12 protein-coding genes are annotated in these 14,631 nt (G+C 72.6%); 8 read left to right on the forward strand and 4 right to left on the reverse strand.

From position 1 onward, the window contains the following. The first annotated feature begins 59 nt into the window (after positions 1 to 59). The 5 genes from BMY19_RS12560 to BMY19_RS12580 all read left to right on the forward strand — a co-directional run bounded on the left by BMY19_RS12560 (position 60) and on the right by BMY19_RS12580 (position 5,669). Complete coding sequence (locus BMY19_RS12560) at positions 60 to 821, forward strand: response regulator (protein WP_056533312.1); 762 nt, start codon at positions 60 to 62, stop codon at positions 819 to 821. Between the two features lie 141 nt (positions 822 to 962). After that, on the forward strand, positions 963 to 1,232 hold the full coding sequence (locus tag BMY19_RS12565; protein WP_020093134.1) for a hypothetical protein: 270 nt from the start codon (positions 963 to 965) through the stop codon (positions 1,230 to 1,232). A gap of 15 nt (positions 1,233 to 1,247) precedes the next feature. Beyond that, a complete protein-coding gene (locus BMY19_RS12570) occupies positions 1,248 to 1,463 on the forward strand; it encodes a hypothetical protein (RefSeq protein ID WP_020093135.1) in 216 nt (71 codons plus the stop codon). Positions 1,464 to 1,707: 244 nt separating this feature from the next. Further along, the gene (locus BMY19_RS12575) at positions 1,708 to 4,035 is read left to right on the forward strand and encodes a sensor histidine kinase (RefSeq protein ID WP_100251918.1); all 2,328 of its coding nucleotides are present in this window, start codon (positions 1,708 to 1,710) and stop codon (positions 4,033 to 4,035) included. Next, positions 4,032 to 5,669, forward strand: coding sequence for an ABC transporter substrate-binding protein (locus tag BMY19_RS12580; RefSeq protein WP_100251919.1), 1,638 nt, complete (start codon positions 4,032 to 4,034; stop codon positions 5,667 to 5,669). Before BMY19_RS12575 ends, BMY19_RS12580 begins: the two co-directional genes overlap by 4 nt. Before the next feature lie 130 nt (positions 5,670 to 5,799). Here BMY19_RS12580 and ugpB read toward each other — a convergent pair whose 3' ends face one another. Both ugpB and BMY19_RS12590 read right to left on the reverse strand, forming a co-directional pair. Further along, on the reverse strand, positions 5,800 to 7,185 hold the full coding sequence (ugpB, locus tag BMY19_RS12585; RefSeq protein ID WP_100251920.1) for a sn-glycerol-3-phosphate ABC transporter substrate-binding protein UgpB: 1,386 nt from the start codon (positions 7,183 to 7,185) through the stop codon (positions 5,800 to 5,802). Then, the gene (locus BMY19_RS12590) at positions 7,182 to 9,527 is read right to left on the reverse strand and encodes a sensor histidine kinase (RefSeq protein WP_100251942.1); all 2,346 of its coding nucleotides are present in this window, start codon (positions 9,525 to 9,527) and stop codon (positions 7,182 to 7,184) included. The genes ugpB and BMY19_RS12590 overlap by 4 nt, the downstream gene beginning before the upstream one ends. 209 nt (positions 9,528 to 9,736) lie before the next feature. Here BMY19_RS12590 and BMY19_RS12595 point away from each other — a divergent pair, with 209 nt between their 5' ends. The 3 genes from BMY19_RS12595 to efeB all read left to right on the forward strand — a co-directional run bounded on the left by BMY19_RS12595 (position 9,737) and on the right by efeB (position 12,371). Continuing rightward, positions 9,737 to 9,922 (forward strand): hypothetical protein, encoded by a 186-nt coding sequence (locus BMY19_RS12595; RefSeq protein WP_020093140.1) that lies wholly within the window; start codon positions 9,737 to 9,739, stop codon positions 9,920 to 9,922. Positions 9,923 to 10,163: 241 nt separating this feature from the next. Next, the gene (efeO, locus tag BMY19_RS12600; protein WP_020093141.1) at positions 10,164 to 11,051 is read left to right on the forward strand and encodes an iron uptake system protein EfeO; all 888 of its coding nucleotides are present in this window, start codon (positions 10,164 to 10,166) and stop codon (positions 11,049 to 11,051) included. Positions 11,052 to 11,129: 78 nt separating this feature from the next. Further along, on the forward strand, positions 11,130 to 12,371 hold the full coding sequence (gene efeB, locus BMY19_RS12605) for an iron uptake transporter deferrochelatase/peroxidase subunit (protein WP_100251943.1): 1,242 nt from the start codon (positions 11,130 to 11,132) through the stop codon (positions 12,369 to 12,371). Between the two features lie 95 nt (positions 12,372 to 12,466). Here the strand turns inward: efeB and fixJ are convergent, their stop codons facing one another. After that, positions 12,467 to 13,084, reverse strand: coding sequence for a response regulator FixJ (fixJ, locus tag BMY19_RS12610; protein WP_091978125.1), 618 nt, complete (start codon positions 13,082 to 13,084; stop codon positions 12,467 to 12,469). After that, complete coding sequence (locus BMY19_RS12615) at positions 13,074 to 14,627, reverse strand: PAS domain S-box protein (protein WP_100251921.1); 1,554 nt, start codon at positions 14,625 to 14,627, stop codon at positions 13,074 to 13,076. Before BMY19_RS12615 ends, fixJ begins: the two co-directional genes overlap by 11 nt. Positions 14,628 to 14,631: the final 4 nt, after the last annotated feature.

Raw genomic sequence — 14,631 nt, forward strand, 5'->3', positions numbered from 1 at the left:
GAGCCGATACGATTCCTGCATTCGTTCAAGAGCGAACCCGGAAAGTGCGCACCGCTGCGATGACCATACCAGACAGCCCCGCCCCCGGCGCCGCCCGCGGCGGTGCGGCGATCCCGTCGATCGCCGTGGTGGACGACGAGGCGGCGACCCGCGAGATGGTCGGGGATTACCTGAAGCTCCACGGGTTCTCGGTGGTCCTGTGCGACGGCGGGCGCTCCTTGCGGGAGCACCTCGCCGGCCACAGCCCGGACCTGATCGTGCTCGACCTGAACATGCCCGAGGAGGACGGGCTCTCCATCGTGCGCGACCTCAAGGCCCGGACCGCGATCCCGATCATCATGCTCACCGCCACGGCGAGCGCGATCGACCGCGTGGTCGGGCTGGAGCTCGGGGCCGACGATTACTTGCCCAAGCCCTGCGAGTTGCGCGAGCTGGTCGCCCGCGTGCGCTCGGTCCTGCGCCGCGTGCAGACGCCGACCGCCGCGCCGGCCCCGGTTCCCGTGAGCGGGCGCCGCATCCGGTTCGGCACGAAATGGCTGGAGCTCGACGCCCTGCGCCTCAGTGACGATGCCGGTCTGGAGCAGGCGCTCACCCGCTCGGAATTCGACCTGCTGAAGGCGTTCGCCGACAATCCGCGGCGGGCGCTCTCGCGCGAGCGCCTGCTCGACCTCGCGGACGCCCGCGACCCGGACGCGTTCGACCGCGCCATCGACGTACGGATCAACCGCATCCGCAAGAAGGTCGAGCCGGACCCCGGCAATCCGCGCTACATCCGCACCGTGCGGGGCCTCGGATACATATTCCGCCCCGAGGGAGACTGATGCGACCCGGATCAATGTTGCGTCGTGATGGGGTGACGCAACAATTCACGCTCCAGATCGGGCTGGAAGCAATATCCGCGGTACGGAGCGTCCCTATCAGCGTGGCAGGACCGAGGGCCGGAGGTGCCCGGAGGACGGGCCATGCGACACGTGATCGGTACCTCGTCGGCCGCGGCTTTCGGCACGCTCTGCGTCCTGGCGCTCGTCGGCTGGACCCAAGCGGCCAGCACGGTGCCGATGCAGGCCAGCGGGGGCGCAAAAGCCTCCGCGGCGGCCCGTGACGGCGCCGCCTGTGGCGGGGCGGCCTGGCCGTACCCGCCCGGCGCCTGCGCGGGTGCCGGCCCGGTCGGCGACCCGGCGGGCCGTCGCGTCCGGCTCATCGCGGTCGACGCCGCGCCCGGCCGTCGGTGAGGGGCGCGAACCGCCATGCCGCACTTCAGCGACGACCCCGGTGCCGACGAAGATCCCGACCTGCTCGGTGCGCTGCGCCGCATGCTGCACGGCGGAGAACGCGCTCCGCGGCGCCTGCCGACCTGCGCCGAGCGGTTCGGCGTGCCGGCGCCGCGCGATCGCGCGCGTGACGCGCAGGATGCCGTGCTGGCCGGCCCGGACCCGCGGCCGCCCCGATCCCGACATCGCTGAGACCGCTCGTGGCGGATGGCTTCGACGCCGTCTCTGCGCGCGCAGCGAAGCGACCCGGCGGCGCCATATCGGCCGGACGCGCGCAGCCCTGGGTCGCTTCGCTGCGCGCGCGATGACGGGGCGGGCGGCAGCGACCGAAGACTGCGCGCGGACACCGGGTGATCCGGTCGCCGGAACGCCGCCCGATTGCACCGCTCTCCGGCACGGCCTTAAGTTGCTGCCGGACCCCTATGTCGGGACGCGGATGCGGGTTGGACCCAAGATCGCCCTGGTCGGTGGCGTGCCGATCCTCGCCGCCGGCGCGATCGCCATGGCCGGCTGGCTCCTCCTGGCGCAGGAGGAGCGCGCCCGGCGCGGCGCGGTCCTGGCCGCCGACGTGTACCACGACATCGCCACCGCCCGCCTGGTCCGCGACCAGTACGCCGCCGCGGACGCGCAGGACCGGCCCGCCTACGCCGAGCGCTTCGCCAGCCTGACGGCACGGGCCGAGGCCGGCCTCGGCCGGCTCGCCGGCTTCGCCCGCATCGACGAGCAGCGCGCGCGGACCGCCTCGGTAGAGCGGGCGCTGGCCGGCTACCGGGGCGAGATGGACGCCTTCGTCCGCCGGACCCGGGAGAATGACGGCCTGATCCGCGAGATGACGCAGCGGGCCGACACCCTGATCGACCTCACCGACCGGGCGCGCCTGCGGCAGCAGGCCTCGAACGCCGACCTCGCGCGCTCGACGGCCGAGAAGGTCGAGGCGCTGCGGGTCGCCCGGGGCCTCGTGGCCCGCCTCAACGCCCTGAGAGCCCGCAGCGCAGAGAGCGCCGTGCTCGCCGCCCAGGCCGCGGCCCGGAGCGAGGCCCCCGCGGCCGGCCCCGCCGGAGCGGCGGTCTCGGAGGGCGACGGCCCGCGCGCGCAGGGCCTCTTCCGCGCCGCCAGCCGCGACCTCGCGGCGGCGCTGCGGGCCGACGGCCGGGACGCCGACGCGGAGGCCCTCGACGCGCTCACCACCGAGACGGCGGGGTCGAAGCCGGACCTCCGCGCGAAGCTCGACGCCTGGATCGAGCGCACCTTGAAGATCGAGACGTCCGGCCAGGAGAGCCTGCACGACGAGGTGGCGCAGCTGCTGGCCTATTCCGTGGAGGCCAACGAGATCGAGCGCGCCACCCAGAACGTCGCGATCGGCACCCTCAAGCTGGGGCCGCGCACCGCGGGCGCCCTCCTGCACCGGGACGCGGCCCTCGCCGAGCGGATGCGCGACGAGGGCGAGCGCCTCGCCCGAAGCGCCGCCTCGCTGCCGATCTCGCCGCTGATCCAGGCCGAGATGGTCCAGGCCCTCGACGGGTGGCGCGGGCGCCTCACCACCACCATCGGGGGCCTGCGGCAGCAGAACGCCATGATCGTCGCGATGGACGGGCTCGCCGCGACGATGATCGACAGCGCCAAGGCGCTCAACGACGCCTTCGTGGAGGACGCCGACCGGTCCGGCATCGTCATCCAGCGGATCCTGCTCGCCGGCGCGGCCGGGCTCCTGCTGTTCGGCGCGCTGGTCGTGATCCTCGTCGCCCGCTCGATCTTGGTGCCGCTGCGCGCCCTCCAGGGCGACATGGTCATGCTGACCGGTAACCCGGCGGGGGCGGCCGTGCGGGGCACGGCGCGCCGGGACGAGCTCGGCGACATCGCCCGCGCCACCGCGGTGTTCGTCTCCGAGATCACCCGCCGGGAAGGCGCGCTGCGCCGGGCCAAGGATCAGGCGGACGTCGCCCTGGTCGAGCTGCGCCGGACCCAGGACAACCTCGTCCGGGCCGAGAAGCTCGCCTCCCTCGGGCAGCTCGTGGCCGGGGTCGCCCACGAGATCAACACGCCGCTGGGCATCGCGCTCACCACCGGGACGCTCATGAGCGACGAGGCGCGGACCTTCCGCACCGGCCTGTCCGCCGGCACGCTGTCGCGGTCCCGGCTGAACCACTTCGTCGACCGGGTCGAGGAGGGCGCCACCCTGCTCTGCACGAATCTCACCCGGGCCGCCGACCTGGTCCAGGGCTTCAAGCAGGTCGCGGTGGACCGCGTCAGCGACGAGAGCCGCAGCGTCGTGCTGGCGACCTGGCTCGACGACCTGCTGGCGAGCCTCAGGCCGATGCTGCGCAAGGGCGGCCATACGGTGGAGCGCGCCTGCCCCGCGGACCTCGTCATCGACACCAATCCCGGCGTGCTCGCGCAGATCGTGACCAACCTCATCGCGAACGCGGTCGTGCACGGGTTCCGGGCGGGCGAGCCGGGACGGATCACCGTGCACGTGTCGGAACGGGAGGGCGGCCTCGTGCGGATGGAGGTCCGGGACACCGGTCAGGGCATCCCGCCGGAGCACCTCGACCGGATCTTCGACCCGTTCTTCACGACGGCCCGCAGCGCCGGCAGCACGGGGCTCGGCATGCACATCGTCCACAATCTCGTGACCGCCAAGCTCGGCGGCCGCATCGCGGTCAGCAGCGAGCCCGGCCAGGGGACCGTCGTGCAGGTCGACTTTCCCGCCCAGGGTGCCGGAGCGGCCGCGCGGCCGCGGACCGGCGCGATCCGGACGCCGTGAGGCCGGCCGCGGCATACCGCGCCGGGCAGCGCGCCCTGGCGGCCGCCTTCATCTCGGCGCTGCTCCTGGGGCACGGCCCGGCATCGGCGCGCACCTTCGTGTTCTGCTCGGAAGGCAGCCCGGAAACCTTCGATCCCGCCCGCGCCACGACCACCACCACGATGAACGCCGCGTGGCAGGTCTACAATACGCTCGTGGAGTTCGTGCCCGGCACCACGACGATCCGCCCGGCCCTCGCCGAATCCTGGACGGTCTCGGAAGACGGCCGGACCTACGTCTTCGCTCTGCGGGACGGCGTCCGCTTCCACGCCAACGCGCGCTTCACCCCCACGCGCGTTCTGAACGCCGACGACGTGGTGTTCTCGTTCACCCGGCAGCGGCGCTCCGGGCCCGACGGCGCCGCGCAGGGCTTCACCTACTTCCACGATCTCGGCCTCGCCGACCTGATCGAGGCCGTCGACGCCCAGGATCCGCGCCACGTCCGCTTCCGGCTGCGCGAGGCCGACACCACCTTCCTCGCCAACATCGCGCAGGCCTTCGGCGCCATCCTGTCCGCCGAGTACGCGGCCGCCCTCGCGGCCGGCAACGCGTCGGACGACCTCGCCCGGGCGCCCGTCGGGACGGGCCCGTTCGTCTTCGAGGGGTACCGGCCGGATCAGGTCCTCCGCTACCGCGCCTTCCCGGATTACTGGCGCCGCGCCGCGGACGGGAACCAGCCGGGCGAGCGCCCCGACGGTCTCGTCTTCGCGATCACGCCGAACGCGGCGGTCCGGCTGAACAAGCTGCGGGCCGGCGAGTGCCACGCTATGGCGTTCCCGGCGACCGGCGACCTCGACGCGATCCGGGCGGAGCCGGGCCTGACGCTGCTCGCGCTGGCCGAGCTGAACGTCGCCTATCTCGCCCTCAACACGACCCGCGCGCCCTTCGGCGACGTCCGGGTGCGGCGCGCGGTCAACCTCGCCATCGACCGGCGGGCGATCGTGGCGGGCGTCTACGGCGATGCCGGGATCCTGGCGCAGGGGCCGCTGCCGCCCGGGATCTGGGCCCACGACGCGGACCTGCCGGACACCCCCTTCGACCGCGGCGAGGCGCTGCGCCTGCTGGCCGAGGCCGGGCTCGCCGACGGCTTCGACGTTGACCTGTGGTATCCGCCAGTCAGCCGACCCTACAACCCGAACGGCCGGCGCGTCGCCGACATGATCCAGGCCGACCTCGCACAGGTGGGCATCCGCGCGCGCCCGGTCACGCGTCCCTGGAACGCGTACCGCGCCGCCCTGTACGGCGGAGAGCCCACGCTGATGCTCTACGGCTGGACGAGCGACAACGGCGACCCGGACAACTTCCTGAACGTCCTGCTCGGCTGCAAGGCCGCCCAGACCGGCGGCGCCAACCTCGCCCGCTGGTGCGACCCGGCCTACGACCGGCTGGTCGAGGCCGCCCGCCGCACTGGCGACCGGGAGGCGCGCCAGGCTCTGTACCGGCAGGCTCAGGCCATCGCCCGGCGCGCGATGCCCTGGGTGCCCCTGGCCCACACCAAGGTGCATCTGGCGCTCCGCGACGACGTGCTCGGCCTGACGATGGATCCCCTCGGCCGCCACCTGTTCGAGACGGTACGGTTCCGCGACCCGCGCTGACGGCAACGACAGCGCCGTCCTCGCGAGCGGAGCGAAGCAATCCAGCAGCGCCACGTCCACTAACGGCGCGCATCCCTGGGTCGCTTCGCGGCGCTCGCGATGACGGGGTGGGCCGACCGACCGGCCACGCTCACTTCTTGGTCCGCTGCTGGAAGACCCGCAGCACCTGATTGCCCCGCGCCACGGCGTCGTCGAGGGCCTGCTGCGGCGCCTTCGCGCCGTCGAGCGCCGCCTCCAGCTCCTCGGCCCAGATGTCCCGGATCTGCAGCATGTTGCCCAGGCGCAGACCGGCGGTGTTGCGCGTCGGCGGCCGCCGGGTGAGTTCCTGCACGGCGACGTGGAGCTGCGGGTGCCGCTCGAAGAAGCCCTCCGCCACCGCGTCGTCGTAGGCGGCGCGCGTGGTGGGGATGTAGCCGGTGTTCCGGTACATCGCGGCCTGCTGCCGCCCGTCCATCAGGAAGGCCAGGAACCGGGCGACGCCGCGGTACTCGTCCGGCGTCTTGCCCTGCATCACGTAGAGCGAGCCGCCGCCCAGGATCGCGTTCTGCGGCTCCGGCACGACGTCGGGATAGAAGGGCATGGGCACGACCGTCCAGTCGAACCGGGCGGCGGTGGCGACCTTGCCGTACAGGCTGGACGAGGTGAGGAAGATCGCGCAGTCGCCCGAGACGAACCGGCTCTCGCCGCGATTGACGCGGTCGTTGTACTCGAACACGCCCGCGCGCTTCAGGTCGACGAGGTTCTGCAGGTGGCGGACCTGGAGCGGGCCGTTGAAGACGAGTTCGGCATCGTAGCCGTCCAGGCCGTTGGAGCGGGTCGCGAGCGGCCGGTCGTGCCAGACGGACAGCTGCTCGAGATGCACCCAGGTCGGCCAAGCGGAGGACAGGGCGCACCGTTTGCCGTCCGCCGCCTTGAGCCGCCGCGCGGCCTCGAAGACCTCGGGCCAGGTCACCGGGGGCTGCTTGGCGTCGAGTCCCGCCAGACGGAACCGGTCGCGGTTGATCCACATCACCGTCGAGGAGACGTTGAAGGGGAGCGACAGCATCCCGCCCTCGGCATCCCGATAATTGGTGGCGACGACCGGCAGGAAGTCCTCGGGCGTCACCGAGAGCCCGGCCTCCCGCATCACGGTGGCGACGGACCTGACGGCGCCGACGGCGGCCGCCATGGTGCCGTTGCCGACCTCGAAGACCTGCAGTAGGTGCGGCGCCGCGCCGGTGCGGTAGGCCGTGATGCCGCTGCTGATCGTCTCGGCGTAGGAGCCCTTGTAGACCGGCACGACCCGGTAGTCCGGCTGCGAGGCGTTGAAGGTCTCGGCGAGGCGGGTCACCAGCTCGCCGTTCGGCCCGTCCAGGGCGTGCCAGAACTGGATCTCGGTGAGGGCCGCGGCGGGCAGCGGGCGCAGCGCGGCGGGCAGCCCGACGAGTAGCCCGACGAGCAGCGGCATGAGCAGGCCGGTGCTCGGCAGCCTCGAGCGGCCGACGCCGCGCCGGATGGGTTGCGTCGCGCCGCTCATGCCAGCCGCTCCGGGAGCCACAGCCGCAGCACCGTGCCGGCACCCGCGCTGCTCTGCAGTTCGACCCGCCCCTGGAGGCGGTTCACCACGAGGTTGTGGACGATGTGCAGGCCCAGGCCCGTGCCGCCGCGGGCGCGGGCCGTCGTGAAGAACGGGTCGAACACGCGGCCGAGGTCGGCCCCGTCGATGCCGCGCCCGTCATCGGCGATGGAGAGGCCGATGCCGTCCCCGGACCGGATCCCCGTGATGGTGATGCGGCCGCCCTCCCGATCCTGGAAGCCGTGCTCGATCGCGTTCTTGACGGCGTTCGAGACGACCTGCGCCAGGATCCCCGGCAGGGTGTCGACGACGAGATCGGGCGGGCAGTCGACCTCGAAGACGTGGCGGCCCGGCCGTGCCAGGGCGCGCAGGCTCTTCAGGAGCTCGTCGATCCAGTCCGCGAGGTTCAGCGGGCGGCGGTCCTCGATGGCCTGATCGGCGGCCACCTGCTTGAAGCTGTAGAGGAGATCGGCCGCGCGCATCAGGTTGCTGGTCAGGAGCTGCGCGCCCTCCCGCATCCGCCCGGCATACTGGGTCAGCCGCGACCGGGAGAGCTGGTTGTCCCCGACCATGCGCGCGAACGCCGCCGAGTCGGACTGGACCTGCGTCGCCGTGGTCAGGGCGATGCCGAGCGGGGTGCTGATCTCGTGCGAGACGCCCGCCACGAGCTGCCCGAGCGAGGCGAGCCGCTCGGCGCGGATCAGGTCCTCCTGGGCCTGCCGCAGGGTCGTGAGCGCGTCGTCGGCGCGCTGGGAGGCGTTGCGCCGGTCCGCCTCGCGGCGGCGGATCTGCTCCAGGAACGCGTTGGTCGCCCTGGCGATGTCGCCGAGTTCGTCGCGTCGGGTGAGCAGGTGACTGTCGCGGCCGATATCCTCGGGGGCGGGCGCGGCGGCGGCGGTGACGATGCTGTGCTGGAGCGCGTGCAGCGGCCGGGTGATCGAGCGCGCCACCGCGGCGGCGGCGCCGATCCCCAGGCACAGGGCGCCGACCGCCCCCACGACCAGCAACTGCCGGATCACGCTGCCGAACTGGTCGGCATCGTCGATGAAGGCCCGGCTCAGGGTCTGCGCGTTGGCGCTCATCGTGGCGGCGCGGCTGTCCATGTCGGCGATGGTCTCGTTCTGCTCGCCGATCTTCTCGATCGTCGCGGCGAGCTGCGTGCGCCACCCGTCGATCGCCTCCGCCATCTCGTCCCGGATGCTCACCGGGATGAGCAGCGTCCGGGACGTGCCCGACAGCTCCGCGCCCGCCTCCAGCACCCGCGACGCTTCCGCAGTATCCCGGCGCGCCAGGGCCGCATCCGTCCGCCGGGCCAGGCGCAGGGCCGTGAGGGCGATGTCCTGGGCGGAGAGCTCGGCCTCGTTCGAGAGGACCGAGTGACGGATCAGGAGCGCGACCTCCTCGTACAGCCGGTTCTGCCGGGTGACGTTCACTTGGACGAGCTGGTCGCACCACTCGACCAGGACGCGGCCGGCCTGGGTCGCGCGGGTCAGCTCGAAGCCCTCGGAGAGCACCCTGTTGAGGCCGTCCTCGGTCCGGCTCCGGTCGCGGTACGCCTTCAGGAGCTCTGTCGCCCGGTCCGCCGCCCCCGCCTCGCCGTCGACCCGCAGGACGCGGCGCAGCCGGTCGCCCACCGCATCGAGCTGCCGCAGGTCGGCGGCGAGCTCATCGAACTCGATCGGGAAGACCGGGCGACCGATGCGCGCCCGGTTCAGCTCCGCGGTGCTGATCGCCTCCCGGAGCTCCCGGAGGGCCGTGACGACGCCCTGGTTCCGCTCCAGCTCGGCATCCTTGACGGCCAGGACGGCGATCAGCTGAGCGTTGTCCTGCTGCTGGCGCCGGCGCGCGACGTCGGTCAGCGCCACCAGGGCGTCCGCCCGCCGGGCCATATCGGCGATCGTCGCGTTCGCCGTCCGCTCGGAGAGCAAAAGCGAGCGCATGCGCGTCACCTGCGAGTTCAGATCGCCCGTGACGGTCGCCACGAGAGCCGACTGGCCGCGCGTGCGCGCGAGACCCTCCAGACGTTCGAGCTGCCCGGCCGCCGTGGCGGCCCGCTCGTCGAAGCGTCGCTCGGCCTCGTCCCGCCGCGCGGTGCCGCCGCTGACGGCATCCGCCCGCGCCCGGTTCATCGACGTCAGCGTCTGTGCGGTCTCCGTCGCCACCACGGCGCCGGTCCGGGCCCGCTCGGCCTCGTAGAGCAGGATCCAGGCGCCCAGCGCGATGGCGGCCGCGACGAGAATCGGGATCGCGCCGACCACGAGGACGCGGCGCGCGATCCCGGACCTCCCCAACCCGCGGATCATCGCGCCGCGCACCGTGTCCCGCGCCCCGTCACCCGTCCCGCTCCCCGATCCATCGCTGATTCCGCGACGACACAGTCCGTTATTGTGCCATCGGCGCGATGACTTCCCGAGAGCGCTGAAGCAACACGGGACGCAATATTCCCGCAGCACCGCTTGCGTAGATACCGCCCCGCACAACGGTCCTCGAAGGCCGAATGAGGGGAAACACCATGCTCGACGTCATCGCCCGCCTCCTGCTCTCGGCCGGCATCATGGTCGGCACGACCTACCTGCCGGCGCTCTCGCAGGCCGTCACCGGGCAGCCGGCCGGCACCCGGAGCTACGCCGCGGACGCGCCCGCCTGCCCGGTCAAGCCCGCGATGGCCGGGATCCGCGCCCGGTCCTGCCTGGGCTGACCGGCGTGGAGACGCTTCCTTTGATCCTGCTCGTCGGCGGGAATGTCCTGCTCGCGATCGTGATCCCGCTCCTCGTCTGAGCGCGCCGCGATCATGCTCCGCGAGGCCGCCGGAAGGCCGGTCGACCAGGGCCCGCCGCGAACCGCCGCCGCGGTCGGTAGTTGCCCGCCGGTGAGGCCTCGATTAGCCGGTCGATGCGGCCGGCTCGGGCCGCGCCCCGTGTCACGATGCGCCGCCGCCCATGCCCGCGTCTCCAAGCCTCGCCCGGGACCGATCCCGCATCGCGGCCCTCGCTCTGGCGACGCTGATCGGCGTCGGCGATCCCCGCCCGGGCTGGTCCCTCGACATGCCGGACAGCCCGCGTCCCGCCCGGCCGTCCCGGCCGGTGCCGCCGGAGCTGGCCGCGGCCCTCGCGGCCTACAGGACCTACGTCGTGGCCCAGGCCGACGCCTTCGTGCGCGAGACCGCGCGCTTCGTCGCGGCGATCCAGGCCGGGCAGCTCGCGGAGGCGCGCCGGCTCTACGCCCCGGCGCGCGCGCCCTACGAGCGTATCGAGCCGGTGGCGGCCCTGTTTCCCGAGCTGATCAAGCGTCTCGACGTGCGCAGCGACGAGTTCGAGCTGCGCGAGCGCGATCCCGCCTTCGTCGGCTTCCATCGGCTGGAGATGGCGCTGTTCACCCTCGGCACCACGGAGGGGCTCGGCGAGGTCGCGGAGCGGCTCACCGCCGAGACCGTAACCCTGCGCGACCGACTCGCGGCGCTCGCCATCCCGCCCGCCCGGGCGGTCGGGGCGGCCTCGGCCCTGATCGAGGGGATCGCCGCCACCAAGATCAGCGGCGAGGAGGAGCGCTACAGCCGCACCGACCTGTGGGACTTCCAGGCCAATATCGAGGGCTCGAAGGTGGTGTTCACGCTCCTGCGGCCGCTGCTGACGGACCGGGACTTCGTGGCCCGGGTCGAGCGCAGCTACAAGCGGGTCGAGGACCTGCTCGCGCGCTACCGCAGTCCGGACGGCGGCTTCCAGAGCTACGACAACCTCACCGCCCGGGACCGCAACGCCCTGAAGGGGCCCATCACCCTTCTGGCTGAAGATCTGTCGACGCTGCGTGGCCGGTTGGGTCTAGACTGATATCATTGTCGAGGTGCCGCCCTGTGGCCTTTGTTCGAGGCTACAGGGGGCAACACACACAGACCTTGCCGAGCGATGATGCGTTTCCCGTCACCGGTCACCACCCGCCGCCAGCTTCTCGGCGGACTCGGAGCCGCCGCGCTCGTCAACCCGGCCCGGGCCGAGGACGCCACGCCGACCATCGCCACGGAAGGGACGCTCGTCGCCCAGCCCTTCTACGGCCCCCACCAGGCCGGGATCGTCACCCCGCAGCCGGCCGCCGCCCTGTACGTCGCCTTCGACGTGCTGGCCGAGCGGCGCGGCGAGCTGCCCCACCTGTTCCGGACGCTCACCGAGCGCCTCGCCTTCCTGACGCGCGGCGGTGCCGTGCCCGATCTTCACCCGCAGCTCCCGCCGCGCAATTCCGGCATCCTCGGGCCGACCATCCTCCCGGACAATCTCACCGCCACCGTCTCGGTCGGCGCGAGCCTGTTCGACTACCGGTTCGGCCTGGGTCGCGCCCGCCCGCGCCATCTCGGGCCGATGGAGCGCTTCCCCAACGACGCCCTCGACCCGGCGCAGTGCCACGGCGACCTGCTGATCCAGTTCTGCTCGAACACCGCCGAGACCAACATCCACGCCCTGCGCGACGTCATCAAGGCGACGCCCGGCCTCCTCACGCCACGCTGGAAGATGGAGGGCTTCCTCCCGCCCCACGTGGTGAAGACCATGGGGGCCGACACCGTGCGCAACATGCTCGGCTTCAAGGACGGCACCGCCAACCTCGACGTGCGGGACCTCCGGATGATGGACCGTTACGTCTGGGTCGGAGCGGGGCAGGACGAGCCGGCCTGGACGACGGGCGGAAGCTACCAGGTCGTGCGGATCATCCGCACCCTCGTTGAGCGCTGGGACCGCACGCCGCTCGGCGAGCAGGAGGCCATCATCGGGCGGCACAAGGGCAGCGGCGCGCCGCTCCGGCAGGGACACGAGCGCGACGTCCCCGACTACGCCGCCGACCCGGACGGCGAGGCGATCTCGCTCGCGGCCCATATCCGTCTCGCCAATCCGCGCCTGCCGGGCACCGAGGGCAGCCTGATCCTGCGCCGCAGCTACAACTATTCCCGCGGGCTGACCGCCGCCGGCCAGCTCGACATGGGCCTGCTGTTCGTCTGCTACCAGGCCGACCTCGCCGCCGGATTCATCACCGTGCAGAACCGTCTGTCCGGCGAGGGGCTCGAAGAGTACATCCGCCCGATCGGCGGCGGCTATTTCTTCGCTCTGCCCGGCGTGCCGGGGCCCGGCTCCTTCCTCGGGGAAGGCATGCTGGCCACGACCTAGACGGCGTCGACGCGGATTCCGGCTCGGACCACCGCCCCCGGATGCTGCGCCCGGGGCGCCCGAGAGACCGGCCGCCCGCGGGACCGCTCCCGCGCTCAGTCGCCGTCCGTCTGCCCCGCGATCAGGGCCATGCGGACGAGTTCGGAAAGGCTGCCGGCCTGGAGCTTGGACATGACGTTCGCCCGGTAGATCTCCACCGTCCGCGGGCTGATGCCGAGATCGAGGCCGATCACCTTGTTGGCCTTGCCGGCGATCAGTCCCTCCAGCACCTGCCGCTCGCGCTCGGTCAATTCGGCCAGGCGCGCCCGCACCGCGTCGCGCTCGGACGCGCGCTTGGCCGTCCGGTCCGAGCGCGCCAGGGCCGAGCGGATGCTGGCGAGGAGCACCTCGTCGTCGAACGGCTTCTCGATGAAGTCGACCGCGCCGGCCTTCATGGCCGCGACCGCGAGGGCGACGTCCGCGTGGCCCGTCATGACGATGACCGGCGGCAGGCTGCCCCGCTGACGGAGGCGGTGCAGGAGCTCGACGCCGTCGATGCCGGGCATGCGCACGTCGGTGACGACGCAGCCGACGCGCTCGGGCTCCGCCGCCAGGAAGGCGGTCGCGGAATCATGGACGCGGACGGTCAGCCCGTCGGTCGCTAGCAGGAAGGCCAGCGCCTGACGCACCGCGAGATCGTCGTCCACGATGTGCACGGGCGCGTCACTCGACATGAGCCATCTCCTCGCGGTCGAAGGTGCGCAGGGTGAAGCGGAAGGTCGTCCCGCCGTCCGGACCGGGTCCGGCCTGGATCTTGCCGCCGTGGGCCTCGACGATGGTCCGGCAGATCGACAGGCCGACGCCCATGCCGTTCGCCTTCGTCGTCACGAAGGGCTGGAAGAGCTGCTCGGCGATCTCGGGCGCGATGCCGGTCCCGGTATCCGACACGCGCACCTCGACCAGGCCCTCGGCGGGCAGCGCCCGCGTGGCGACGGTCAGGTCGCGCCGGGCGACGTCCTGCATGGCCTCGATCGCGTTGCGGATGAGGTTGAGCAGGACCTGCTGCACCTGTATCCGGACCGCCATCACGAGGGGCGCGTCCGGGTCGAGATCGAAGCGGACGCGCACGCCCTTCTCCTTGGCGCCGACGAGGGCCAGGGCGCTCGCTTCCTCGATCAGCTTCGGCAATCCCTCGATGTGGTGCTCGCTCTCGCCGCGCGACACGAAATCCCGCAGGTGCCGGATCACCTGCCCGGCTCTCAGGGCCTGGTCGGCCGCTTGATTCACCGCGTCGGCGAGCAGGGGCACCTCGGGACCCTCCATGCGCCCGAGGAGGCGGCGGCAGCCCTTCAGGTAGCTCGCGATCGCCGTCAGGGGCTGGTTGATCTCGTGGGCCAGGGTCGAGGCCATCTCGCCGAGGGCGGTGAAGCGCGACATGTGCACCAGCTCGGACTGCAGCTCCTGCAGGCGCGTCTCGGTCTCGTTCCGCTCGGTGAGGTCCCGGATGAAGCCCGTGAAGTAGCGCTCGCCGCCCGAGCGCATCTCCCCGACCGACAGCTCCATGGGGAAGGTCGAGCCGTCCTTGCGCTGGCCGACCACGACGCGGCCGATGCCGATGATCCGGCGCTCGCCCGTCCGGAGGTAGCGGGCCATGTAGGCGTCGTGCTGGCTGCGGTACGGCTCCGGCATCAGCACGCTGACGTTCCGCCCGACCATCTCGTCCGAGCCGTAGCCGAACTGGCGCACGGCGGCCGCGCTGAACGACTTGATCTGCGCCTGCTCGTCGATGACGATCATCGCATCGGGGACCGTGTCGAGGATCGAGCGCAGGTGCGCCTCGCGCGCCCGCAACTCCTCGTCGGCCTGCTTCTGCGCGTGGATGCTGAAGACCACGCCCCGGTGCCGGCACGGCCGGCCGCCGGCATCGACCTGCACGCGCCCGCGCGAGCGCAACCAGTGAACGCGTCCATCGGGATGCACGGCGCGGAAGTCGATCTCGTAGCTTCCGCCGTCCGTCAGCGCGCGCCCGATCGCCGCCGCCCGGGCGGCGCGGTCGTCCGGGTGAACGCGCGCTTGGATCTCGTCCAGGGTGGTGAGACGGTCCGGCGGCACGCCGAACAGGCGGATGCAGGACGGGAGGATCGTGACGCGCCCGGTCGGGATGTCGAGGGCCCAGCCGCAGATGCCGGCCTCGTCGAGCGTCAGCCGCAGGCCGTCGGCGTCGAAGGGGCCGCCGTTGCCGGTGGCGGGCGCGTATGGGTGTTCAGGCGTCGTCATGTCA

The organism is Methylobacterium sp. UNC300MFChir4.1, assembly GCF_900110155.1.
GTDB lineage: Bacteria > Pseudomonadota > Alphaproteobacteria > Rhizobiales > Beijerinckiaceae > Methylobacterium.

Excerpts from the sequence above, each read along its gene's own strand:
- BMY19_RS12570 (WP_020093135.1), top strand. The coding sequence starts at position 1,248 with ATGCCGCACTTCAGCGACGACCCCGGTGCCGACGAAGATCCCGACCTG.
- BMY19_RS12575 (WP_100251918.1), top strand. The coding sequence starts at position 1,708 with ATGCGGGTTGGACCCAAGATCGCCCTGGTCGGTGGCGTGCCGATCCTC.
- ugpB (WP_100251920.1), bottom strand. The coding sequence starts at position 7,185 with ATGAGCGGCGCGACGCAACCCATCCGGCGCGGCGTCGGCCGCTCGAGG.
- efeB (WP_100251943.1), top strand. The coding sequence starts at position 11,130 with ATGCGTTTCCCGTCACCGGTCACCACCCGCCGCCAGCTTCTCGGCGGA.
- BMY19_RS12565 (WP_020093134.1), top strand. The coding sequence starts at position 963 with ATGCGACACGTGATCGGTACCTCGTCGGCCGCGGCTTTCGGCACGCTC.
- efeO (WP_020093141.1), top strand. The coding sequence starts at position 10,164 with ATGCCCGCGTCTCCAAGCCTCGCCCGGGACCGATCCCGCATCGCGGCC.
- BMY19_RS12615 (WP_100251921.1), bottom strand. The coding sequence starts at position 14,627 with ATGACGACGCCTGAACACCCATACGCGCCCGCCACCGGCAACGGCGGC.
- BMY19_RS12590 (WP_100251942.1), bottom strand. The coding sequence starts at position 9,527 with ATGATCCGCGGGTTGGGGAGGTCCGGGATCGCGCGCCGCGTCCTCGTG.
- BMY19_RS12595 (WP_020093140.1), top strand. The coding sequence starts at position 9,737 with ATGCTCGACGTCATCGCCCGCCTCCTGCTCTCGGCCGGCATCATGGTC.
- BMY19_RS12560 (WP_056533312.1), top strand. The coding sequence starts at position 60 with ATGACCATACCAGACAGCCCCGCCCCCGGCGCCGCCCGCGGCGGTGCG.
- fixJ (WP_091978125.1), bottom strand. The coding sequence starts at position 13,084 with ATGTCGAGTGACGCGCCCGTGCACATCGTGGACGACGATCTCGCGGTG.